Source organism: Streptomyces glaucescens, from assembly GCF_002154375.1.
Lineage (GTDB): Bacteria > Actinomycetota > Actinomycetes > Streptomycetales > Streptomycetaceae > Streptomyces > Streptomyces glaucescens.
Map to the genome: position 1 here is coordinate 1 of NZ_MUND01000001.1, position 22,099 is coordinate 22,099.

A 22,099-nucleotide genomic window follows, 5' to 3' on the forward strand; every position below is an offset into this window, starting at 1 on the left:
GTGCCGAGGACGAGGGTGCGGGTGCCCTCGCGGGCGGCGGTGAGCGCGGTGGCGGCGGCGAGGGTGGTACGGCCGGCGCCGCTCTGGCCGGTGATCAGGAGGGTGCGCATGGGGGTGAACGGTACAGAAGGCCACGTGGCTGCGAGGTCGCCCGGCGTCACGGGCGGGCGGAGCGGGGTCCCGCAGATGGTCCCGCAGGTGGTCCGGCAGCCCGGCGCGACGGGTTGCCCCGGGCTCCTGGGCGGCCACCTGGCCGGGAGGTCTCGTGACCTGCCGTCCGCGGGCGGCGGGTGGCCGGTCGCGCACTCCCCCGCGCACCTGGGCGGGGACGGTCGGCGTGTCCGCGGAGGCCGCCCCGGCTTCGGGCGCTCGTGCCGCCGGGGCGGCACCGGTGGGCTACTCCGCCCCCGACTCCACCCTCTTCTTCAGTCCCGCGAGGGCCCGGTCGATGATGACCTTCTCGGCCTTGCGCTTGATCATGCCGAGCATGGGGATCTTGACGTCGACGGTGAGCTGGTAGGTCACCTCGGTCGTGGTCCCGTCGCCCGCGGGCCTCAGCAGGTAGGAGCCGTCGAGGGAGCGCAGCATCTGGGACTTGACCAGGGTCCAGGAGACCTCGTGCTCGCCGCTCCAGGTGTAGGCGAGCGTCTGGTCGTCCTTGATCGCGCCCGCGTCCATGACCAGCCGGACCTGCTCGGCGCGGCCCCGCTCGTCGGTCTTGAGGACCTCCGCCTCCTTCACCTCGCCGGTCCAGTCCGGGTAGCGGGCGAAGTCGGCGATGACCGCCATGACGTCGGCCGGTGCCGCCTCGATCGTGGTGCTCGAGCTGGTGTGTTCCGCCATCGCCGTGGCTCCTCCAGATGCGGGCCGTACTGAGGAAGTGTGCGCACGTGTGTGCAGCGTGAAGGCTACCGCGCGGCGCCCGGCCCGCCGTCATCCGTATCCGCCCCGCCCGCGCCGGCCGGGAGCCGTGCGGTGCCGTCGCTCACCACTCCAGCACCCAGGGCCGTCCGGTTGCCGCGAAGTGCCCCACGTTCACGCACTCGGTGGTCCCGATCCGCATCCGCCGCACCAGCGGCTGGTGGACGTGGCCGAAGAGGGCGTAGCGCGGCCTGGTGCGGCGGATGGCCTCCAGCAGGGCGGTGCTGCCGCGTTCGAAGCGGCGGGCGACGGTGTCGTAGACGAGATCGGGCACCTCCGGCGGGATGTGGGTGCACAGCACGTCCACCTCGCCGATCGCCTCGATCTTCGCCGCGTACTCCTCGTCGCTGATCTCGAACGGGGTGCGCATCTCGGTCCGCAGGCCGCCGCCGACGAAGCCGAAGGTCCGGCCGCCGATCTCGACGCGTTCCCCGTCGAGGACGGTGACCCCGGGTCCGGCGTACTCCTTCCACAGGCCCGGCATGTCGACGTTGCCGTAGGTGGCGTAGGCCGGGGTGGGGAACGCGGCGAACAGCTCGGTGTACTGCGCCCGCACGGCCGCCTCGACGACCTGCGCCCGGTCCCCGTCGATCCCGGACCACAGCCGGGAGCCCAGCTCGCGGGCCTCGTCGAAGCGGCGGGCGGTGCGCAGGTCGATGAGCCGGCGGGCGTTCTCCTCGCCGAAGAGGTCGGGGAAGATGCCGCGCGAGGGGTCGGCGTAGTCGAGGAAGAGGATCAGGTCACCGAGGCAGACCAGGGCGTCGGCGCCCTCGCCGGCCCGGGCGAGGTCCCGTGCGTTGCCGTGCACATCGCTGACCACATGAATGCGCGTCCTGCGGTTTCCGACCGGTGTGGGTGACATGGCGAGCAAGCGTAGGCGTGTGCGGCAAACGTGAACAGTAGCGGCCGGACCTGCGATTACTCGCCAGTCGGGAAAGGCGTGGACTACTGTGCGCGAAGCAGCAGCAATCCGTGTGACGCAGCGAACATCTCGCCGGGACCCCCTGTCGTAGACGCCATACCGGCGGGTAACGTCCGGGCAGTCCAGTCGTGCTCAGGATTTCAACCAGTGGGGTCCCTCCCCTGGCGAACGCCCTGAGCACCTGCCCGAGCCTTGGACCGCACCGTCGCATCACACAACGTCGTGGCGCCGGCGCCCTATGAGGAGCAGCAGTCTTGCGCGAGTTCAGCCTTCCGGCTTTGTACGAGGTCCCCTCGGACGGCAATCTGACCGACATCGTCCGCAGAAACGCCGCGCAGCACCCCGAGGTCGCCGTCATCGCCCGCAAGGTGAACGGTGCCTGGCAGGACGTGAGCGCGACGGCCTTCCTCGCCGAGGTGCACGCCGCCGCCAAGGGCCTCATCGCCGCGGGCGTGCAGCCCGGCGACCGGGTGGGCCTGATGTCCCGCACCCGCTACGAGTGGACGCTGCTGGACTTCGCGATCTGGAGCGCGGGCGCGGTCACCGTGCCGGTGTACGAGACCAGCTCGCCCGAGCAGGTCCAGTGGATCCTCAGCGACTCGGGCGCCACCGCCTGCATCGTCGAGCTGGACGGCCACGCCGCCGCCGTGGAGTCGGTGCGCGAGACGCTGCCCGCCCTCAAACACGTCTGGCAGATCGAGGCCGGGGGCGTGGCGGAGCTGGAGCGGCTCGGCCAGGACGTCAGCGACGAGACGGTCCAGGAGCGCGGCTCGCTCGCCAAGGCCGACGACCCGGCGACCATCGTCTACACCTCCGGCACCACCGGCCGGCCCAAGGGCTGCGTGCTCACCCACCGCAGCTTCTTCGCCGAGTGCGGCAACGTCGTCGAGCGGCTGCGCCCGCTGTTCCGCACCGGCGAGTGCTCGGTCCTGCTCTTCCTGCCCCTCGCGCACGTCTTCGGCCGCCTGGTGCAGGTCGCGCCGATGATGGCGCCGATCAAGCTGGGCTGTGTCCCGGACATCAAGAACCTCACCGACGAGCTGGCCGCGTTCCGCCCGACGCTGATCCTGGGCGTGCCGCGGGTCTTCGAGAAGGTCTACAACTCGGCGCGCGCCAAGGCGCAGGCCGACGGCAAGGGCAAGATCTTCGACAAGGCGGCCGACACGGCGATCGCCTACAGCAAGGCGCTGGACACCCCGTCCGGCCCGTCCTTCGGCCTGAGGATCAAGCACAAGGTCTTCGACAAGCTGGTCTACGGCAAGCTGCGCGCGGTGCTCGGCGGTCGCGGCGAGTACGCCATCTCCGGCGGCGCCCCGCTGGGCGAGCGCCTCGGCCACTTCTTCCGCGGGATCGGCTTCACGGTGCTGGAGGGCTACGGCCTGACCGAGTCCTGTGCCGCCACCGCCTTCAACCCGTGGGACCGCCAGAAGATCGGCACGGTCGGCCAGCCGCTGCCGGGCTCGGTGGTGCGGATCGCGGACGACGGCGAGGTGCTGCTGCACGGCGAGCACCTGTTCAAGGAGTACTGGAACAACCCGGGCGCCACCGAGGAGGCGCTGGAGGACGGCTGGTTCCACACCGGCGACCTCGGCACCCTCGACGAGGACGGCTATCTGCGGATCACCGGCCGGAAGAAGGAGATCATCGTCACGGCGGGCGGCAAGAACGTCGCCCCGGCGGTGATCGAGGACCGGATCCGGGCGCACGCGCTGGTCGCGGAGTGCATGGTGGTGGGCGACGGGCGGCCGTTCGTGGGCGCGCTGGTCACCATCGACGAGGAGTTCCTGGGCCGGTGGGCCGCCGAGCACGGCAAACCGGCCGGCTCCACCGCGGCGTCACTGCGCGAGGACGCGGATCTGCTCGCCGCGATCCAGACCGCGATCGACGACGGCAACGCGGCGGTGTCGAAGGCGGAATCGGTGCGGAAGTTCCGCGTCCTGCCCGCCCAGTTCACCGAGGACTCGGGGCATCTGACGCCGTCGCTGAAGCTGAAGCGGAACGTGGTGGCGAAGGACTTCGCGGACGAGATCGAGGCGATCTACGCGAAGTAGCTCCGCCGGTTGCGCTGTGGATTCGCGTCTTCCGACGTGCCGCTCGGGCGTCGTCGGCGGGTGCGGGGCCGTTGGGGCTTTGTCGCGCAGTTCCCCGCGCCCCTTCGATGGCCGGTCATGTGAAGCAGCTCCGCCGAGATTGCTGCGGGCCCCGCGCCCACCCGTCTGCCTCTTGTGCGCCGTCGGCGGGTGCGGGGCCGTTGGGGCTTTGTCCCGCAGTTCCCCGCGCCCCCTCGATGGCGGCCACGTGAAGCAGCTGCCCCGGATTCGCTGCGGGCCCCGCGCCCACCCGTCTGCCTCTTGGGCGTCGTCGGCGGGTGCGGGGCCCTTGGGCTTTGTCGCGCAGTTCCCCGCGCCCCCTCGATGGCGGCCACGTGAAGCAGGCCGAGATTGCTGCGGGCCCTGCGCCCACCCGTCTGCCGCTTGTGCGCCGCTGGCGGGTGCGGGGCCGTTGGGGTTCTCGCGGCCCTTCGGGAGTGCTACAGGAGGGTTTTCAGCTTCTCCGCCAGCAGGTCCCAGCGCCACTTCTCCTCGACCCACCGGCGGCCCCGCTCCCCCATCCGGCGGCGCAGTTCCGCGTCGGCGAGGAGAGTGGTGATGCGGTCGGCGGCCTCCTCGGGGGCGCCGCCACGCACCACCCAGCCGGTCTCGCCGTCGAGCACCGCGTCGGGCGCGCCGCCGGAGTCACCGGCGACGACGGGCAGCCCGGTCGCGGAGGCCTCCAGGTAGACGATGCCCAGGCCCTCGACGTCGAGCCCGCCGCGCCGGGTGCGGCAGGGCATGGCGAAGACGTCACCGGCGCCGTAGTGCGCGGGCAGCTCGGACCAGGGCACGGCTCCGGTGAAGCGCACGGAGCCGGCGACGCCGGTCTCGTGGGCGAGGCGGCGCAGGTCCTTCTCGTAGGGGCCGCCGCCGACGATCAGCAGCACCGCGTCCGGCTCCTTCGCGAGGATGCGCGGCATGGCCTGGATGAGGGTGTCCTGGCCCTTGCGCCGCACCAGCCGCGAGACGCAGACCACGACCGGCCGGTCGGTGAGTCCGAGCCGGGCCCGCACCTCGGCGCCGCCCGACTCGGGGTGGAAGGTCTTCTCGTCGACCCCGGGCGGCAGCTGCGTCATGCGCGCGGCGGCCTGCGGGGTGAGCGCCGAGGCGATCCGCGAGCGGGTGTACTCGCCCAGGTAGGTCAGGGTGTCCGTGCCCTCGCCGATCCGGCGCAGCAGCTGCCGGGCGGCGGGCAGCTGGGCCCAGCCGGCTTCGTGCCCGTGGGTGGTGGCGACCAGGCGTTCGGCGCCGGCCCGGCGCAGCGCGGGCGCCATCAGCCCGAGCGGCGCGGCGGCCCCGAACCACACCGACGTGCAGCCGTGCTCGCGCAGCAGCCCGACGGCCCGCCGGGTGGCGGCGGGGGTCGGCAGCAGCATGGTGGTGGCGTCCCGTACGACGGTGAAGGGCTGCTCTGCGTCGAACGCGGCCGTCGCCTCCCGGCCCTCGTGGCCGCGCTTCCAGGTGGAGGCGTAGACGACGAGCCGGTCGGGGTCGAGGCGGAGGGCCATGTTGTGCAGGAACGCCTGGATGCCGCCGGGGCGGGGCGGGAAGTCGTTCGTCACGATGAGGGTCTTGCGCATCGTCGCCGACCCTACCCAACGTAGACTCACAGGCCGGTACGGCCGTGCTTTTGGTCTTCGCACAGGCGGCCGGGGGATCATGGCCCCGACAGCACCCGGGACGGCCATCGGACGGAAGCAGGGGCTCGACGTGGACAGGACGGACGGCCGGCGGCAGGTGCCGTGGCTGCTGGCGGTGTGGGCCCTGACCCGGCTGTTCCTGCTGCTCTTCGTCTTCAAGGTGTACGTCTTCCCCGGCCCCGACGTCACCAGCGACATCTCGGTGATCTACCAGGGCTGGTACGAGGTCCTGCGCACCGGAACGTTTCCGCTGGACGATGTCACCTGGCAGTACCCGCCGGCCGCCGCGCTCGCGGTGCTCTCCCCCGCGCTGCTGTTCTTCCTCGACTACGCGCACGCCTTCTTCGTCCTGGCCTTCCTCGCCGACCTCATCGCGTTCGCCCTCCTGCTGTACGCCGCCGGGCGCCCCGGCCGGACCCCGCGCGGCGCCTGGGTGTGGGTCGCCGGGGTGCCGCTGCTCGGGCCGACCGTCTACGCCCGCTACGACGTGATGGTCACCGCCGTCGCGGTGGCGGCGCTGCTCGCGGGCGCCCGGCGTCCCCGCCTGATGGGCGCGCTGACCGCGTTCGGGGCGCTGCTGAAGGTGTGGCCGGTGCTGCTGCTGGTGGCCGCCCGGGGGCGGCGCGCCTGGGTCTCGGCGGCGGTCACCGCCGCGGGTGTCGCGGCACTGTTCGCGCTGGCCATGCCCGGCGCGTTCGCCTTCCTGACGTTCCAGCGGGACCGGGGCACCGAGGTGGAGTCGCTGGGCGCGCTGGTCTTCCACGTGGCGCGGCACTTCGGCTGGGACGGGCAGGTGCTGCTGAACTACGGCTCCGTGGAGTTCCTCGGCCCGTACGTGGAGGCGGTCAGCACGGCCGCGCTCGCGCTGACCGGCGCGGCGTTCGGCTGGCTGCTGCTGTGGCGGCTGCGGGCGGTGCGGTTCGAGCCGCACACCCTCGCGGACGCGGCGTTCGTGGCGGTGCTGCTGTTCACCACCACCAGCCGGGTGATCAGCCCGCAGTACCTGGTGTGGCTGGTCGGGCTCGCGGCGGTGTGCCTGTGCTTCCGGGCGAGCCGGATGGGGCCGGCGGCCGGCCTGGTGCTGGCGGCGTCCTTCGTGACGGTGCTGGAGTTCCCCGTCTGGTTCTCGCACGTCGTGGCGAGCGACAACCTGGGCATCACCCTCCTGGTCGTCCGCAACGGCCTCCTGGTCGCCGCCACCGTCGTCGCCGCCCGGGTGCTGTGGCGGGCGACCGTGTCCCGCCCGGCCGGGCCCGCCCCGCTGCCCCCTCAGGCGACCCGGGCCAAGGAGCCCACGCCCTCCTCCTGACGCCGGCCGCGGCGCGCCAGCACCGCGAGTGCCGCGCACTGCACCGCCATGGCGAGCGCGAGCGCCAGCGCCACGCCGGGCAGGCCCAGTCCGGACAGCAGGTATGCCAACGGCAGCTGCACCGCCGTGCCGAGCACGGTCACCCGCAGCAGCAGCGGTGCTCCCCCGCTGCCCTCGAGGACCCCGCCGAACGCGATGAAGCAGGCCATGAGCAGCAGATACGGTCCGGCGCAGCGCAGGAACAGCGCACCGGCCGCGGCCACCTCGGGCCCGGCGCCGAAGGCGGCCATGATCCAGGGCGCGGTGGCCGCGAGCAGCACCGCGGCCACCAGTCCCACCGTCCCGGAGATCAGTGCGGCCTGCCGCGCGATGACGCGCCGCGCGTCCCTGCCCTCCCCCCGGGTGTGCGCGGTGTGGATCGCGGCGGCCTGCCGCACCGCGTAGAACGCCATCGTGGCGACGAACATGACCTTGAACGCGATCGAGTACGCCGCCACCGCCGTCACCCCGAGCCGTGCCACGACCGCCACCAGCGCGAGCGCGCCCGCCTGCCGCACGGTGAAGTCGGCGGACATCGGCAGTCCGGTCCGCAGGGTGCGCCGCAGCGCCGCGCCGAGGGGCCCGGCGGGTGGCGCCCCGGCCCGGAGCAGCGGGTTCCGCCGTACGGCCACGAGTCCGGCCCCGAGGGCGAGGCAGCGGCACAGCACGGTGGAGGCGGCGGCGCCCTGGACGCCGTAGCGGTGGATGAGCCAGGGGTCGCAGACGAGGATCAGCCCGCCGGCGAGGAGGGCGAGCCGCATGGGCGTCCGGGTGTCGCCCGCGCCCTTCAGCAGCCCGTCCACGAGCTGCTGCGCGAAGAAGACGGCCATGCCGGGCAGGGAGATCGCGAGGTAGGCGGCGGCCGGGGGCACCGCCGCGCCGCCGCCCAGCGCCAGCCGGGCGAGCGGTTCGCGCAGCAGGAACCCGCCGACGGCCACCAGGGGCGTCACCAGGGCGCACAGAGCCCAGCCGCCCCGCACGGCCGCCCGCACGGCGGCGGGGTCACGGGCGCCGCGGGCGTGCGCGACCAGCACGGTGGTGCCGGAGCCGAAGACGAGCGCGACGCCGAGCAGCACGTTCTCGACCGTGGTCGCCATGGCCACGGCGGCCACGGCCGGTCCGCCGAGCCGGGCGACCCAGACGGTGTTGATGATCCCGGCGGCGACGGACGCCAGGAGCTGCGCGTAGACGGGTCCGGCGAGCGAGACGAGCTGCTTGCGGTCGGTGGCCACGGATACCCCCTCGTTTCGAGCTACCTCGAATCGAGGTAGCTCGCTTAGAGGTAGCATGATGTCAGGTCACCCGCAAGGAGGGCCCGGAGAACCAGGAGGGTCATGCTGGAGCTGTCGATCCTCGGCTTCCTCGCCGAGCAACCCCTGCACGGCTATGAGCTGAAGGAGCGCATCAAGGCCCTCAGCGGCCATGTCCGCCCGGTCAGCGACGGCGCCCTGTACCCGGCGATCACCCGCCTGGTCGCCGCGGGAAAGCTCGACCAGCACACCGAGCCCGGCGCGAGCGCCGCCCCGCGCCGGATCCTCTCCCTCACCGAACAGGGCCGCGCCGACCTGTACGAACGGCTGCGCCGTCCCAAGCAGACGGAGATCACCGACCAGGTCCGCTTCAACACCGTGCTGGCCTTCCTGCGGCATCTGCCGGACCCCGCCGGACAGGCGGCGGTGCTGCGCCGGCGGCTGGACTTCCTCCAGACCCCGGCGAGCTTCTTCTACCGCGACGGCGAGCCGGTACGGGCCGAGGAGGCGGGCGATCTCTTCCGGCAGGGCATGCTGCGCGTGGCCCGGGCGACCGGCGAGGCGGAGCGGGCCTGGCTGCGGGAGGCCATCGCCGTACTCGAGTCCGCCGCACCCGAAGCCACCGGCCCCGAAGCCGCCACGATCGACGCCGCACCACCCGCAGCGGCACCACCCGCAGCGGCACCACCCGCAGCCGCACGACCCACAGCCGCACGACCCGCAGCCACCGCGCCCGGACGCGGGACCGCTCAGCCGCCGAACTGATCCCGCAGGTACTCCCGCCACAGCCCGGTGAACTCCTCCGGGGTGGTACCAAGGACCTCGGCCGTCGCCCGCTCGACCGCGCCCTCCCGCTTCCCGTGCGCCCCGACGGCCCGGTAGAACGCGCCGAGCCGTGCCTCGCCCCAGCGCTCCGCGATCAGCCGGCAGGCCAGCCAGCCGCCCTCGTACGCCTGCGCGAGGGCCGTCGCGTCCCCGGTGAACTCGAAGTCCCGGTCGGCGGGCAGCCCGGCCGGCAGCCGCCCCTCGGTCACCGCCCGGGCCAGCTCCGGAGCGGCCTGCGCGGGAGAGTGTCCGGTGCCGCGGTAGCCGACCCAGTCCGCGTAGCCCTCGGACAGCCACAGCGGGGTGGCGGCGTTGGTGTGGGCGCGGGTGGCGACATGGGTGGCCTCGTGGGTGAGCACGACCTGCCGGCCGGCGGGGCCGAGGACGCCGTACGCGTCCGGGTTGACGATGATCCGGTCGGCGGGCGCGCGGTCCGCCCCGGTCTCGCCGGTGGTGACCGCGGCGATGCCCCGGTAGGCGGAGGCGGGCGAGCCGAGCAGCGCGGCCATGCCGTCCAGCGACGCGGGGACGAGCACCACCAGCCGGCCGCTCCAGCCGGTGCCCCACACGTCGGAGACGGCGGGCACCGCGCGGTCCGCGAGGCGTGCGAAGACCCGCAGCTCCGCACGGGACCGGCCGACGCCGAGCACCAGGCTGTCCGCGCCGCGCACGGCGGTGACCGTGCCCTGGTCCCAGAGCTGTTCGGCGGCCGCGGGAGCGGGCCGGTCGGAGACGACCGTCCACCGCCCGCCCGCGTCCCGCGCGAGGGTGAGGGTGCGGCCCGCGGTGACCGGGGCGGCGTCGTGCCCGGCGACGCGGTAGCGCAGCACGGCGCCGGCGGTGGCCCGGTCGCCGGCGCGGTCGAACGACGTCAGCCGGTAGGACCAGTCGGCGAGCGGCACCGCGCGCAGCCGGCCGTACCCGGCGGCGGCGCCCGTCGCGCCGTAGGCGGTCGCGTCGTGGTCGAGGACGGCGGCGGCCCGGCGGTCGAGGAGCCGCTGCACCTCGGCCCGCGCGCTGTCCGTCGCGGGCCGTCCCCCGCATCCCACCAGGGCGACGAGCAGCAGACACAGCGTCAGCACCCGGGGCCCTCGCGCCCGCCTTCGACCAGCCACCTTCCCGAGGGTACGGGGGCCCCGGCCGGTTCAGACCCGGGTGACGGCCGAGACCGGCATCATCCCGACCGGGTCGTAGCGGACCGGTGCGCCCGGGTACGGCGCGTGGATGACCTGGCCGTTGCCCACGTACATCCCGACGTGGCTGGCGTCGGAGCGGTAGGTGACCAGGTCGCCGGGCTGCGCCTGGGAGAGCGGCACCTGCCGGCCGGCCACCCGCTGCGCCTGCGAGGTGCGCGGCAGGAAGACCCCGGCCTGGGCGTACGACCACTGCATCAGGCCGGAGCAGTCGAAGCCGCCGGGTCCGGCGGCGCCCCACACGTACGGCTTGCCGAGCGCCGAGCGGGCGGCGGCGACCGCGGCGGCGGCGCGGCCCGAGGCGGGGACGGCGCCGGTGAGGCCGGGCATCTCGTCGCGGCCGGAGCGGGAGGCCCGGTCGTAGGCGGCGCGCTCCTCGTCCGGCAGGGAGTTGAGCAGCTGCCGGGCGCGGGCGAGCCTGCGCTCCACGGACCGCTTGTGGGCGGCGACGGCCTTGCGGCTCTTCTCCAGCTCGCCCAGGGTCTCGGCGGCCTCGGACCGGTCCTGGGCGAGTTCCCGCATGGCCGTCTGGAGGTCCTTCAGCCGGGCGGCCTGGTGGATGCCGATCCGGTCCAGGGCAGTGGCCTTGTCCAGGTAGTCGTCCGGGTCCTCGGAGAAGAGCAGGGCCAGCGCCGGGTCGATCCCGCCGGAGCGGTACTGGGCGCCGGCCAGCGAGCCCAGCGCCTCCCGCATGGTGTTGATGCGCTCCTGCTGCCGGGCGATCCGGTCCTGGGCGCGGCCGACCTCGCCGCGCAGCGCGTCGGCGCGCTCGTCGGCCTTGTTGTAGGCCTCGGTGGCCTTCTCGGCCTCGGCGTAGAGACGGTCGACCTCGGCACGGGTGTCGTCGTGCGGCGCGGCCATGGCCGGCGCGACGCCGAGTGCGGCCGCGGCGGCGGACAGGAGGGAGACCGCTGCGGTCGCGCCGCGGTCGAGACCGGACGACGGTGCCTGACGGCGATGGGACCCCACGAGAAGCCGCGCTCCTTCCACTTGCGGACAGGAAAAGCCCTCACACCGATGCCGGTGTGAGGGAAACGCGGCAGACAGTAACCCCGTGACACGGTGCCAGCCAAAGACCTCCGCGGGCACACACGGTGACGCCCCGCCGCTGACGCAGGTCATCGGCGGGGCGTGGGGTCAGAACGCGTCCCGGTGATTCGCCCGTTCGGGGGGCATGGGCGCCCCGGTCCCGGAACGGACCGGCCCCGGCGGGGGGCCGGAACCGGTGTGGATCAGATCCGGACGCCGAACTGGTACGGCATGTTGTTGATCGACTCGTAGCGCACGACGGTGCCGGTGCGCGGGGCGTGCAGCACCTGGCCGTTGCCCGCGTAGAAGCCGACGTGGTGCAGGTCGCCGTAGAAGATGACCAGGTCGCCGACCTTGAGGTCGGACTGGGAGTAGATCCTGGTGCCCGCGTTGGCCTGGTCCTGGGAGATGCGCGGGATGGCGACGCCGGCCTGGGCGAAGGCCCAGGAGGTCAGGCCCGAGCAGTCGAACGAGGACGGGCCGGTGGCGCCGTAGACGTACGGCGAGCCGATCTTGCTCTGGGCGGCCTGGAAGGCGGCCATCGCGCGGCCGGAGGCCGGGGCGGTGTTGCCGAGGTCCACGCGCTCGGCGGAGGACCGGCTGGCGCGCTCCTCCTCGGCGGCGAGCGCCGCCTTCTCCTGCGCGGTGAGGGTGTTGAGCAGCTTCTGCGCCTCGGCCAGCTTGCCCTGGACTTCCTGCTTCTTCTTGCCCAGTTCGGTGCGGGTGGAGGAGAGGTCCTTCAGCTTCTCGGAGGCCTCGGCGCGCTGCTGGGCGAGTTCGCGCTGCTTCTCCTGGATCTTCTTCAGCGCCTCGACCTGCTGGCCGCTGAGCTGGTCGAGCGTGGAGGCCTTGTCCAGGTAGTCGTCCGGGTCGGCGGAGAGGAAGAGCTGGAGCGAGGGGTCGATGCCGCCGGACCGGTACTGGGCGCTGGCCATCGAACCCAGGCCCTCACGCAGCTCGTTGACCTCTTCCTGGCCCCGGGCGACGTTGTCCTGGATGGTGGAGATCTCCTTCTGGAGCTTCTCCTGCTTCTCCTTGGCCCCGTTGTACTTCTCGGTGGCCTGCTCGGCCTGCTCGTAGAGCTTGTCGACCTTCGCCTTCACCTCGTCCTTGCTCGGCTTCTCGGTCGGTGCCGCATGGGCGGCCTGGGAGCCGAGGGCGACGGCAGCTGCTGCTGCGGTGGTCAGCACGGTCACACGGGCGCGACTGGGCTGCTTGGGTCGACGGTGGGACGCCACGGAGGTGAACTCCTTCTTCTGAGTGATCACCCGCTCGGAGGTTCGAGGCCAGACCCTAGTGACCTTCTTGTGATCAGTTCAAATCCTCACGAGAAAAATCTCGTCACACCCTGCATTCTTTGCCCATAACTCACAGGGTGTTCACGACGGTTGACGCTACGTTGCGTGAGGGGACCGTCAATTCGGGCATTGAGCCCGCACGTTGACCTTTCAGGACAGTCGCTTGAGAAGTACCGCGGATGCCACCGGCCGGGCACCGGCCCGCGCCACCCCGTCGGCGACCTCACGGTCGGTGGAGGCCACGATGACCGGACGGCCCGGCGGTTCCGCGCGCACCAGCTGACGGATCAGCTCGTCGGCGGTGACGCCCGGCTTGGAGAACAGCACCCGCACCCCGCGCGGCGGCGCCAGCAGCACCGGAGCGGCCAGCTCGGCCCCGTCGAAGACGCAGGTGACCTCGGCGCCGGTCTGCGCGGCCAGCTGGGAGAGCTGCCCGAGCAGCCGGAGGCGCTGCTTCTCCAGGGGCATCTGGGGATAGCCGGTCTTGGTGACGTTGTAGCCGTCGACGACGAGATGGGCCTGCGGCAGGGCGAGCAGCTGGTCGAGGATGGCCGGATCGTTCTCCGACAGGGCCCGCGCGGCGATGTCCTTCGGGGTCATGCGTCCCGGTTCGACCGCGTCCACGGTCTCGGCCGGCCGCACCGACACCGGCGGCAGCGCGAGTTCGCGGCGCAGCCCCTGGGTCGCGTCCAGCAGGGTGTCGAGCAGCAGCCGGACCCGCATGTCCTCGACGCTGCGCCCCTCGCGGGCGGCCCTCCGGGTGGCCTCCAGGGCGGCCTCCGCCTCCCCCAGCCGCGCCTTGAGCCGCCGCACCTCGCTCTCGGCGGAGGACACCTGGGCGTGCCCCTCGGAGCGGATGGTCTCGATCTCGCCGTGCGCCTTGCGCAGCGCCGCCTCGCCGCGCTTGACGTCGCTGAGCGCGGCCCGCAGTTTCCGGTGAAGCGATTCCGCTTCCTTGCGGGCACCGTCCAGCTCGGCGCGCAGCCGCTCGGTCTCGGTGCGGGTCTGCTCGCGGGCGGCGGCGAGTTCGGCGCGCAGCCGCTCCAGTTCGGCCCGGCTCTCCTCGTCGGCGCGTTCGGCGTCGGCGCGCAGGGCCTCCTCGCCCGCGGCGGTCACCAGCTTCACCCAGCCGGTGGGCCGCAGTACGTAGGCCGCGGCCGCCACGTCGAGCGGGTCCGCGGCCGGCGGCGGCGAGCCGGAGTCGAGGGCGCCGGAGAGCTCCGGCTGGCTCTCTCTGAACTTCTCGCCGATGCGCTGCCGGAACAGCGCATCGGTCTCCAGTGCCGCGGCCATCGCGTTACCCGCGAACTTGGCCCGGCGGTTCGGGGCGAACCGGGCGTACTGCCGTAGCTGCGCGGGCAGTTCCGCCACGGTCAGCCCGCCGAAACCGTCCGCGACGATCTGGACGACCCGGCGGCGCACACCCTCGGGCAGCGGACGGTCGAGCACCTCAGCGGCGCCGTCGCCCGGCCCCCCGCCTTGTGTCTCCACCATCCCTCACACCCCTATGCCTCTACGGGACCCCACGAGGGGATCGCGCGTGCGGGGCCGCGCTCCCGTCAGGAGCCGGCGCCCGGCCTGTCCACGAGTTCCACCTGGTCCACGGCGTTGCACCAGCGGCAGCGCACCGACTCGATGGTCTCACTGACCACCTCGCGCTCCTCGACCGTCGGCTCTCCGGCCAGATCCAGGTGGACGTACTCGACGACCTTCGACGAGCGCGTCACGTCGAAGCGGGTGAGGTTGCCGCAGAGGGCACAACGCCATCGCGTCGTGGCGGTCGGCAGGGGAACCGTCATCGTGACTGTTCGCTTTCCTTCTAGTGTCCGTGACACGCTGGCCTTCCCGCGCGTGTGGCTCGTAACCCTACGGCCTGCCGGGCGCCGGGCGCCCGTCCGTCCACGGCGGCGAGGCGGTCTGTGCGGTTGCGTCCGGTTACGTCATGCTCTGTATTCGTGATCAGCAATCGGAGGGTGCCGGACCGGCGGGGTGTCCGCCGGCCGTCGGCGCCGGTGACCTACGCCCTGATGACCCTGTGCTGCCTGATCTTCCTGATCGGCCCCGCCTCGGGGCTCAATCCGTCCTACGGCACCGGCGACGAAATGCTCGCCGCGCAGCGGGCCTACTTCCGGCACTGGGGCGTGGTTCCCGCTGAGCTGTTCGAAGGGTCCCCCCGGGCGGCCCTCACCCCGGCCACGGCCCTGTTCGTGCACGGCAGCTGGGTCCATCTGCTCGGCAACATGCTCTTCTTCTACGTCTTCGGGATGATGACCGAGGAGCGGATGGGCCGGGTGCAGTTCACCCTCTTCTACCTCGGCTGCGGCTACCTCGCCCTGCTCGGCTACGCGTGCGCCAACTCCGGCTCCGGGCAGTCACTGGTCGGGGCGTCCGGGGCGATCTCGGCCGTGCTCGGCGCGTTCCTCTTCCTCTTCCCGCGCGCCCGGGTGACCAGCCTCCTGCCGTTCCTGTTCTTCCTGCCGCTGCGCTTCCCGGCCTGGCTCGTGCTGCCCTTCTGGGCGGCGCTCCAGTGGCTGGCGGCCGGGCGGGCCACGCAGGGCCCGGGAGTGGCCTACCTGGCCCATCTCGTCGGCTTCGCGCTGGGCCTGCTCTTCGCGTGGGCCCGGTTCGGGCCTGCGACTAGAGTGAAGGCCGCCCCAGCTCCGGCACCCGAGGGAGAGAACCAGCCGTGATCACCGCGATCGTCCTCATCAAGACCAGCGTGGACCGGATCCCCGAGATCGCGGAGTCGATCGCCGCGCTGGAGAACGTCAGCGAGGTGTTCTCCGTGACCGGCACCTACGACCTGATCGCGATGGTCCGGGTCAAGGAGCACGAGGACCTGGCCGAGGTCATCCCCGGCCGCATCAGCAAGATCCCCGGCGTCGAGGGGACGGACACCCACGTGGCGTTCCGCACCTACTCCCAGCACGACCTGGAGGCGGCGTTCGCGATCGGCCTGGACAACTGAGCGAACTTGCCCGCCATGGCCGGGGAGACTCCCTGAGGGGCGCGGGGAACCGAGCGAGGAGCCGCGGACGACCCGCGCCCCGCACCGGGCGGCGCCCCTACGGCGCACCCCGCGTCGGATGAAGACTCCTTCATCCGCCCCTCATCCGCGCCGCACGGCACCCCGCGCAGGATGACCCGCATGTCCTTCACCCGCCGGATGGCCGCCCTGGCCGCGGTCGTGGTGATCCCCCTCGGGATCGCCGCGACCAGTTTCGCCCTCACCGACAGCCCCGAGCCGCCGAAGGTCCCGGCGAAGGTCGAGCTGGACAGCGGCTCCCCCTCACCGGCGGCGACCCCCACCCGACCGGCGCCCACCCCCAGCGACGAGGTCGTCTCCCGGCCTCCGGTCACCGACGCCCCCGGCAGTGATGACGATGACGACGACCGCGGCACCGGTGGCGACGACGACGGACCCGGCGACGACGGCTGACCGGCCCCGCCGACGGGTCTCCGCCCGCGTCCGCATCCTGCTGTGGCTGCTGCTGGTGATGGCGGTCGCGCTCGCCTCGGTGGCCACCACCACCCGCTCGATCCTGCTGCGCGACACCGACCAGCGGATCGGCAGTCTGCTCGCCCAGGAGGCCGCCGAGTTCGCCCACTTCGAGGAGGCGGGCGTCGACCCGGTAACGGGCCGTCCGTTCACCGATCCGGCCCGGCTGCTGCGGGTCTTCCTGGAGCGGCAGTACGCCGACCTGGACGAGGAGCTGATCGGCCTGGTGGGACACCCGGAAGGCGGCGGCGCCCCGGCGCAGATCATCCAGCAGCGGGAGATCCCCGTCGCCCGGCCGCTGCACGAGGACGCCGTTGCCCGCCGCCGGATCTTCGCCTCGCCGGACTCCTCCGGCACCCTGGACCGGCCGTCCGGCGCGATCCGCTGGGCCAAGGTGGCGGTGGCCCGGTACGGCGGCGAACCGGAGGCCGCGTTCGTGGTGGCCTTCCACCCGGGCCGCGAGCACGACCGCGCCGACGAGGTGTTCCGGGTGCTGCTCGCGATCTCGGGGGTCGCCCTGGTGATGACGATCGGGATCGCCTGGGTGGTCGCGGGGCGGATCCTGAAGCCGGTCCGGCTGGTGCGCGCCGCCGCCGCGCAGCTCACCGAGCAGGATCTGACCCGCCGTATCGAGGTGGTGGGCCGGGACGACGTGGCCGCGCTCGCGGAGACGTTCAACGCGATGCTGGACCGGCTGGAGCGGGCCTTCGCCGTCCAGCGGCAGTTCGTCGACGACGCGGGCCACGAGCTGCGCACCCCGATCACCATCGTGCGCGGCCATCTGGAGCTGATGGGCGACGACCCTGCGGAGCGGGAGGAGACGGTCCGGCTGGTCACCGACGAGCTGGACCGGATGAGCCGGATCGTGGAGGACCTGCTGCTGCTCGCCAAGGCCGAACGCCCCGACTTCGTCTCGCCCGAGCCGGTCCAGCTCGCCGAACTCACCGCCGACGTCTACGTCAAGGCCCGCGCCCTGGGCGAGCGGGACTGGCGGCTCGCCGAGGTCGCCGACCGGGAGGCCGGACTGGATCCGCAGCGGATCACCCAGGCGATGGTGCAGCTGGCCCAGAACGCGGTCCAGCACACCGCTTGCGGGCAGACCATCCGGATCGGTTCGCGCGCCGACGGGGAGCGGATCGAGCTGTACGTCGCCGATTCGGGTCCCGGGGTGCGGCCCGAGGACGCGGAGCTGATCTTCGAGCGGTTCCGGCGCGGCACGGCCCGGCGGGGGGTGCGCGGTTCGGGCGCCGGTCTCGGGCTGTCGATCGTGAAGGCGATCGCGGAGGGCCACGGCGGCCGGGTCCGGCTGCGGCCCACCGAGGGCGGCGGCGCCACCTTCGTACTCACCCTGGGAGAGACCCGACCGTGAACCGCATCCTCATCGTCGAGGACGAGGAGCGCATCGCCTCCTTCGTCGAGAAGGGCCTGCGCGCCAACGGCTTCACCACCACCGTCGTCGGCGACGGCGACGCCGCCTACGACTACGCCGTGACCGGCGGCTTCGACCTGGTGGTGCTGGACATCGGCCTGCCCGGCCGGGACGGCTTCACCGTGCTGCGGGAGCTGCGCGAGGCACGGGTGACGGTCCCGGTGATCGTGCTGACCGCGCGGGACTCCGTGCGGGACACGGTGGCCGGTCTGGAGGGCGGCGCCGACGACTGGATGACCAAGCCGTTCCGTTTCGAGGAGCTGGTGGCGCGAGTGCGCCTGAGGCTGCGCACGGCGGCCCGGGCGCCGGAGGTGACGGTGCTGCGGTCGGGCACGCTCAGCCTGGACCTGCGCACCCGGCGGGCCCGCTCCGGGGAGCGCACGGTGGACCTGACGGCCCGTGAGTTCGTGCTCCTCGAACTGTTCCTCCGCCATCCGGGCCAGGTGCTCTCCCGGGAGCAGATCCTCTCCCACGTGTGGGGCTACGACTTCGACCCGGGCTCCAACATCGTCGACGTGTACGTCCGGGCGCTGCGCAAGAAGCTCGGCGCGGAGCGGGTGGAGACGGTCCGCGGGATGGGGTACCGGCTGTCGGCCGGGTGAGGCCCGTGCCGGGTGAGTTTTCCTTCATGCGCGGCTCATCGACGGCTCACGGCCCGCCGGAACCCTCGATGACGTGACCCTCACTCCCCGTCTCGGCGTGGCCCTGTGCGCGGCGCTCTCGCTGTGCGCGCTGCTCGCGGTGCCCGGCGCCTTCCCCGGTCTCGGCGGGGACGCGCGCCTCACCCTCGCGGTGTTCGTCCTGGCGACCTGTGCCTGGATCGGCACCCCGGTCGACGACACGTACATCGCGCTGGGCGCCGGTCTGGCGCTCACGGCGACCGGGGTGATCAGCAGCGACACCCTCTTCGGCACCCTCGGCGACTCCACGGTCTGGCTGCTGATCTGCGCCTTCGTACTGGCCGCGGCGGTCACCCGGACGGGGCTCGCGGGCCGGGCGGCGGCCTTCCTGGTGGGGGGCGCGCGCACGGTCCGCCAGCTGGTCCACCTCACCACGGCCGCGCTGGTCGTCACGGCGTTCGCGGTGCCGGCCACCTCCGGCCGGGCGGCGCTCGCGCTCCCGGTGTTCCTGGCGCTCGCCAAGGCACTCGCCGACCGCAGACGACTGGTCGTGATGCTGGCGCTGCTGTTCCCGACCGTGATTCTTCTGTCGGCGGTGGCGACCCTGATCGGCGCGGGCGCGCATCTGATCACCGTATCGGTGCTGTGGGAGACCACCGGGGAGCGGATCGGGTTCGTGCGGTGGCTGCTGCTCGGGCTGCCGCTGGCGGTGGCCTCCTCCCACCTGGCCGCCGAGACCGTCCTGCTCACCACCACCCGGCGCGCCGACCGCCACGGCCCGGTGCGCATCACCACCGAGGAGATCCAGCGGCACAGCGACACCCCGGTCACCGGTCCCTGGACCCCGGAGGAGACCCGCTGCGCGCTGCTGCTGGCCACGGTGGTGCTGCTGTGGTGCGGCGAGCCGCTGCACCGGGTGCCGCCCGCGGTCGTCGCGCTGACCGGCGCGGTCGTCGCCGCCTCCCCCGCCCTGGGCACCGTACGGCTGAAGGACGCGCTGCGGACCGTTCCCTGGTCGCTGCTGCTGTTCATGGCCGCGACCATGGCGATGGGCGTGGCCCTCGCCGACTCGGGCGCGGCGAAGTGGCTGGTGTCCGGGCTGCCGTCGGACGTCGGCCCCGTGCCGTTCCTGGCCGTGGTGATCGCGGTCAGCACGGCCGCCCACCTGGTCCTCCAGTCCCGCTCCGCCCGCTCCTCCGTGCTGGTCCCGCTGGTGGTGGCCGCCGCCGTGAGCGCCGGCGTCGACCCGGTCGCCGCCGCGCTCGCCTCCACGGCCGCCGCGGGCTTCTGCCACACCCTGCCCGCCTCCGCCAAGCCGGTCACGCTCTACGCGGACCTCCCCGGCACCCCCACCTACACCCCGCGCGACCTGCTGCGGCTGTCCGCCGTACTGGCCCCGCTGACCGCCGCCCTCGTCCTGCTCTTCGCCGTGGCGGTATGGCCACTGCTCGGCGTTTCCCCGACCCCCTAGGAGACCTGCCATGCTGAGCCGAGTCGTCGTGGCCCCCAGCGGCTTCAAGGAGTCCCTGTCCGCCCAGGCAGCCGCCGACGCCATCGCGGACGGGGTCCGCCGGGTGCTGCCGGACGCCGAGATCGACCGGATCCCGCTGGTGGACGGCGGCGAGGGCACGGCCGTCGCGCTGGCCGCCGCGACCGGCGGACGGCTGGTCGCGCTGCCCGCCACGGGCCCGGTGGGCGACCGCCTCGGCACCCACTTCGCGCTGCTCGGCCCGGCCGGGGACACCGCACTGGTGGAGATGGCGGCGGTCGCCGGGCTCTCCCTCGTGCCGCACTCCCTGCGCGACCCGGGCGCCACCACCACCTACGGCGTCGGGGAGCTGATCCGTGCCGCGCTCGACACCGGCGTACGGCGGATCCTCGTCGGCTGCGGCGACTCCGGCACCTCGGACGGCGGCGCGGGCGCCCTCCAGGCGCTCGGCGCCCGCCTGCTCGACCCGGACGGCTTCGAACTCCCGCCAGGCGGACGTGAGTTGCTCCGCCTGCACCGGATCGACCCGTCCGGCCTCGACCCCCGTCTCGCCCGGACCGAACTCCTGGTCGCCTGCAACCCGTACAACGTGCTGTGCGGCGAGCGCGGTGTGGCCCGCGTCTTCGGCCCGCAGAAGGGCGCGACACCCGCGCAGGTGGAGCACCTGTCGGCCGGTCTGGAGAACTGGGCGTACGTCCTCACCCGCGACCTGGCGGTAACGCCCACCGAGCTGCGCACCGGCCCCGGCACCGGCGCCTCCGGCGGCCTGGGCGCCGCCCTCGCCGCGCTCGGTGCCCGGCTGCTGCCCCGGTTCGACGTCCTCCTCGGCCACCTGGACCTGGACGCCCGCCTGGCCCGCGCCGACCTGGTCGTCACCGCCGAGGGCGCCCTCGACCACCAGACCCCGCGCGGCAAGGTCCCGGCGGAGGTGGCCCGCCGTGCCAAGCGGTACGGCCGTCCGGTGCTGGCGCTGGCCGGCACGCTCGGCGAGGGGGCGCACGAGGTGCCGGGCGTGGACGCGTTCAGCGGCATCCTGCCCGCGCCCATGGCCCTCGCCGAGGCCCTGGTCCGGGCGGGCGAACTGCTCACCGACGCCACCGAGCGCGCCCTGCGGATGATCCTGCTGGGCGCCCGGCTACCGGCTCACGCCGAGGTGTCCGGCACGCAACGGCCGTCCTCGGTGCGGTAGTTCCAGCGCGCGCCGTCCCGCACCAGCTCCTTGACCGCGCCCAGGAACCGCTCCACGTGCTCGTCCGGGGTGCCCGCGCCGAAGCTGACCCGGATCGCGTTGAGGGACTTCTCGCCGGGCGCGGCCTCGGGGGCGCCGCACTCGCCCTGCGTCTGCGGGTCGCTGCCGAGCAGGGTGCGCACCAGCGGGTGGGCGCAGAACAGGCCGTCGCGCACCCCGATGCCGTACTCGGCGGAGAGCGCGGCGGCGAAGTGGGAGCTGTTCCAGCCGTCGACGACGAAGGAGATCACGCCGACGCGCGGGGCGTCGTCGCCGAAGAGGGACAGCACGCGCACCTCGGGGACCTCGGCGAGCCCGGTCCGCACCTTCTCGATCAGGTGGCGCTCGCGGGCGACCAGGCTGTCGAACCCGGCCTCCGTCAGCGCCTTGCACGCGGAGGCGATGGCGTAGGCGCCGATGACGTTCGGCGAGCCCGCCTCGTGCCGGGCGGCGGTCTCGTGCCACTCCACGTCCACGCCACCGTCCTGTCGCCGGGTCACCCGGCGGCTCGCGCCGCCGCCCGCGAGGTACGGCTCGGCCTCGCGCAGCCAGTCGGCGCGGCCGGCGAGGACGCCGGAGCCGAACGGGGCGTACAGCTTGTGCCCGGAGAAGGCGACCCAGTCGACGTCCAGTTCCCGCACGGACACCGGGTGGTGAGGGGCGAGCTGGGCGGCGTCCAGCACGATCCGCGCGCCGTGCGCGTGCGACGCGGCGGCCAGTTCCCGTACGGGCCACAGCTCGCCGGTGACGTTGGAGGCGCCGGTGACGCAGACCAGGGCCGGGCCGTAGGGGTCGCGGTCGGCGAGGGCGCGCTCCAGGGTGGCGACCGCCTCGTCCGGGGTGCGCGGCGCGTCGAGGTAGGTGACCTGGGCGTTCGTCCAGGGCAGCAGGGAGGCGTGGTGCTCGGTCTCGAAGACGAAGACCCGGCAGCCGGCGGGCAGCGCGGCGGCGAGCAGGTTGAGCGAGTCGGTGGTGGACCGGGTGAAGACGACCTGGTCGCTCTCGCGGCAGTCGAGGAACTCGGCGACGGTCTGCCGGGCGTTCTCGAAGAGGTCCGTGGACAGCTGGGAGAGGTATCCGGCACCGCGGTGCACGCTGCCGTAGTACGGCGCGTACGCGGCGACGTCGTCCCAGACCCGCTGGAGCGCGGGCGCGCTGGCGGCGTAGTCGAGCGCGGCGTAGGCGACCTCGCCGCCGGTGACGAGCGGCACCGTGACATCCCGCCCCAGAACGGGCAGAGGGGCACAAACGGACTGGTCGGCGGCAGCGGTGGAGACAGACATGGCGAACTCCCGTGAAGCGGAGGAGGAATGAG

Annotated in this window: 20 protein-coding genes and 1 pseudogene; 10 read left to right on the plus strand and 11 right to left on the minus strand. The window is 73.4% G+C overall.

Annotation, left to right across the window (positions count from 1 at the left end; genetic code table 11):
• The 3 genes from CCN42_RS45560 to CCN42_RS00010 all read right to left on the minus strand — a co-directional run.
• A partial coding sequence (locus tag CCN42_RS45560) for an ArsA-related P-loop ATPase (RefSeq protein ID WP_281259461.1) occupies positions 1-110 on the minus strand: 110 nt, incomplete at its 3' end.
• Between the two features lie 286 nt (positions 111-396).
• Complete coding sequence (locus tag CCN42_RS00005) at positions 397-843, minus strand: SRPBCC family protein (protein WP_086169034.1); 447 nt, start codon at positions 841-843, stop codon at positions 397-399.
• Between the two features lie 142 nt (positions 844-985).
• Complete coding sequence (locus CCN42_RS00010) at positions 986-1,783, minus strand: metallophosphoesterase family protein (protein WP_086732471.1); 798 nt, start codon at positions 1,781-1,783, stop codon at positions 986-988.
• Between the two features lie 314 nt (positions 1,784-2,097).
• On the opposite strand from CCN42_RS00010, the gene CCN42_RS00015 reads away from it, so the two are divergent.
• Positions 2,098-3,894, plus strand: coding sequence for an AMP-dependent synthetase/ligase (locus CCN42_RS00015; protein ID WP_086732472.1), 1,797 nt, complete (start codon positions 2,098-2,100; stop codon positions 3,892-3,894).
• Positions 3,895-4,373: 479 nt separating this feature from the next.
• Here the strand turns inward: CCN42_RS00015 and CCN42_RS00020 are convergent, their stop codons facing one another.
• Positions 4,374-5,516 (minus strand): glycosyltransferase family 4 protein, encoded by a 1,143-nt coding sequence (locus CCN42_RS00020; protein WP_086732473.1) that lies wholly within the window; start codon positions 5,514-5,516, stop codon positions 4,374-4,376.
• Between the two features lie 79 nt (positions 5,517-5,595).
• Here CCN42_RS00020 and CCN42_RS00025 point away from each other — a divergent pair, with 79 nt between their 5' ends.
• Positions 5,596-6,885, plus strand: a complete 1,290-nt coding sequence (locus tag CCN42_RS00025; protein ID WP_086732474.1) for a glycosyltransferase family 87 protein — start codon at positions 5,596-5,598, stop codon at positions 6,883-6,885.
• Here the strand turns inward: CCN42_RS00025 and CCN42_RS00030 are convergent.
• Positions 6,846-8,156: an MATE family efflux transporter gene (locus tag CCN42_RS00030; RefSeq protein ID WP_086732475.1), complete on the minus strand. Its 1,311-nt coding sequence runs from the start codon at positions 8,154-8,156 to the stop codon at positions 6,846-6,848. The two genes, CCN42_RS00025 and CCN42_RS00030, sit on opposite strands and share 40 nt — an antisense overlap.
• A 102-nt stretch (positions 8,157-8,258) precedes the next feature.
• Between CCN42_RS00030 and CCN42_RS00035 the strand changes: the two are divergent.
• Positions 8,259-8,783: pseudogene (locus CCN42_RS00035) on the plus strand (PadR family transcriptional regulator); the annotation flags it as partial.
• A gap of 140 nt (positions 8,784-8,923) precedes the next feature.
• Here CCN42_RS00035 and CCN42_RS00040 read toward each other — a convergent pair.
• From CCN42_RS00040 to CCN42_RS00060, 5 genes are all read right to left on the minus strand, one after another.
• The gene (locus CCN42_RS00040; RefSeq protein ID WP_086732477.1) at positions 8,924-10,114 is read right to left on the minus strand and encodes a hypothetical protein; all 1,191 of its coding nucleotides are present in this window, start codon (positions 10,112-10,114) and stop codon (positions 8,924-8,926) included.
• Positions 10,115-10,144: 30 nt separating this feature from the next.
• Positions 10,145-11,161 (minus strand): C40 family peptidase, encoded by a 1,017-nt coding sequence (locus CCN42_RS00045; protein ID WP_086732478.1) that lies wholly within the window; start codon positions 11,159-11,161, stop codon positions 10,145-10,147.
• A 263-nt stretch (positions 11,162-11,424) separates the two neighbouring features.
• Entirely contained in the window at positions 11,425-12,459 is a 1,035-nt protein-coding gene (locus tag CCN42_RS00050) for a C40 family peptidase (RefSeq protein ID WP_086169050.1), read from the minus strand.
• Positions 12,460-12,669: 210 nt separating this feature from the next.
• On the minus strand, positions 12,670-14,013 hold the full coding sequence (locus CCN42_RS00055; RefSeq protein WP_086732479.1) for an NYN domain-containing protein: 1,344 nt from the start codon (positions 14,011-14,013) through the stop codon (positions 12,670-12,672).
• A 65-nt stretch (positions 14,014-14,078) separates the two neighbouring features.
• A complete protein-coding gene (locus CCN42_RS00060) occupies positions 14,079-14,318 on the minus strand; it encodes a hypothetical protein (RefSeq protein WP_029382693.1) in 240 nt (79 codons plus the stop codon).
• A gap of 228 nt (positions 14,319-14,546) precedes the next feature.
• Here CCN42_RS00060 and CCN42_RS00065 point away from each other — a divergent pair, with 228 nt between their 5' ends.
• The 7 genes from CCN42_RS00065 to CCN42_RS00095 all read left to right on the plus strand — a co-directional run bounded on the left by CCN42_RS00065 (position 14,547) and on the right by CCN42_RS00095 (position 20,745).
• Positions 14,547-15,209, plus strand: a complete 663-nt coding sequence (locus CCN42_RS00065) for a rhomboid family intramembrane serine protease (protein WP_086732507.1) — start codon at positions 14,547-14,549, stop codon at positions 15,207-15,209.
• A complete protein-coding gene (locus CCN42_RS00070) occupies positions 15,206-15,487 on the plus strand; it encodes an Lrp/AsnC family transcriptional regulator (RefSeq protein WP_086169024.1) in 282 nt (93 codons plus the stop codon). The genes CCN42_RS00065 and CCN42_RS00070 overlap by 4 nt, the downstream gene beginning before the upstream one ends.
• 180 nt (positions 15,488-15,667) lie before the next feature.
• Positions 15,668-15,958, plus strand: a complete 291-nt coding sequence (locus CCN42_RS00075; protein WP_086732480.1) for a small secreted hydrophilic protein — start codon at positions 15,668-15,670, stop codon at positions 15,956-15,958.
• A complete protein-coding gene (locus tag CCN42_RS00080; protein ID WP_169731374.1) occupies positions 15,903-17,387 on the plus strand; it encodes a sensor histidine kinase in 1,485 nt (494 codons plus the stop codon). Before CCN42_RS00075 ends, CCN42_RS00080 begins: the two co-directional genes overlap by 56 nt.
• On the plus strand, positions 17,384-18,049 hold the full coding sequence (locus tag CCN42_RS00085; RefSeq protein WP_086169022.1) for a response regulator transcription factor: 666 nt from the start codon (positions 17,384-17,386) through the stop codon (positions 18,047-18,049). Before CCN42_RS00080 ends, CCN42_RS00085 begins: the two co-directional genes overlap by 4 nt.
• Positions 18,050-18,122: 73 nt before the next feature.
• A complete protein-coding gene (locus CCN42_RS00090; RefSeq protein WP_086732481.1) occupies positions 18,123-19,538 on the plus strand; it encodes an SLC13 family permease in 1,416 nt (471 codons plus the stop codon).
• A gap of 10 nt (positions 19,539-19,548) precedes the next feature.
• Complete coding sequence (locus CCN42_RS00095) at positions 19,549-20,745, plus strand: glycerate kinase (protein ID WP_086732482.1); 1,197 nt, start codon at positions 19,549-19,551, stop codon at positions 20,743-20,745.
• Here the strand turns inward: CCN42_RS00095 and CCN42_RS00100 are convergent.
• Positions 20,700-22,067 (minus strand): aminotransferase class V-fold PLP-dependent enzyme, encoded by a 1,368-nt coding sequence (locus CCN42_RS00100; RefSeq protein ID WP_086732483.1) that lies wholly within the window; start codon positions 22,065-22,067, stop codon positions 20,700-20,702. The two genes, CCN42_RS00095 and CCN42_RS00100, sit on opposite strands and share 46 nt — an antisense overlap.
• Positions 22,068-22,099 lie beyond the last annotated feature (32 nt).

What these genes read in the sequence shown, in the direction of transcription:
- CCN42_RS00010 (WP_086732471.1), bottom strand. Translation starts at nt 1,783, where the DNA reads ATGTCACCCACACCGGTCGGAAACCGCAGGACGCGCATTCATGTGGTC.
- CCN42_RS00095 (WP_086732482.1), top strand. Translation starts at nt 19,549, where the DNA reads ATGCTGAGCCGAGTCGTCGTGGCCCCCAGCGGCTTCAAGGAGTCCCTG.
- CCN42_RS00055 (WP_086732479.1), bottom strand. Translation starts at nt 14,013, where the DNA reads ATGGTGGAGACACAAGGCGGGGGGCCGGGCGACGGCGCCGCTGAGGTG.
- CCN42_RS00100 (WP_086732483.1), bottom strand. Translation starts at nt 22,067, where the DNA reads ATGTCTGTCTCCACCGCTGCCGCCGACCAGTCCGTTTGTGCCCCTCTG.
- CCN42_RS00075 (WP_086732480.1), top strand. Translation starts at nt 15,668, where the DNA reads ATGTCCTTCACCCGCCGGATGGCCGCCCTGGCCGCGGTCGTGGTGATC.
- CCN42_RS00020 (WP_086732473.1), bottom strand. Translation starts at nt 5,516, where the DNA reads ATGCGCAAGACCCTCATCGTGACGAACGACTTCCCGCCCCGCCCCGGC.
- CCN42_RS00060 (WP_029382693.1), bottom strand. Translation starts at nt 14,318, where the DNA reads ATGACGGTTCCCCTGCCGACCGCCACGACGCGATGGCGTTGTGCCCTC.
- CCN42_RS00025 (WP_086732474.1), top strand. Translation starts at nt 5,596, where the DNA reads ATGGCCCCGACAGCACCCGGGACGGCCATCGGACGGAAGCAGGGGCTC.
- CCN42_RS00080 (WP_169731374.1), top strand. Translation starts at nt 15,903, where the DNA reads ATGACGACGACCGCGGCACCGGTGGCGACGACGACGGACCCGGCGACG.
- CCN42_RS00065 (WP_086732507.1), top strand. Translation starts at nt 14,547, where the DNA reads ATGACCCTGTGCTGCCTGATCTTCCTGATCGGCCCCGCCTCGGGGCTC.
- CCN42_RS00005 (WP_086169034.1), bottom strand. Translation starts at nt 843, where the DNA reads ATGGCGGAACACACCAGCTCGAGCACCACGATCGAGGCGGCACCGGCC.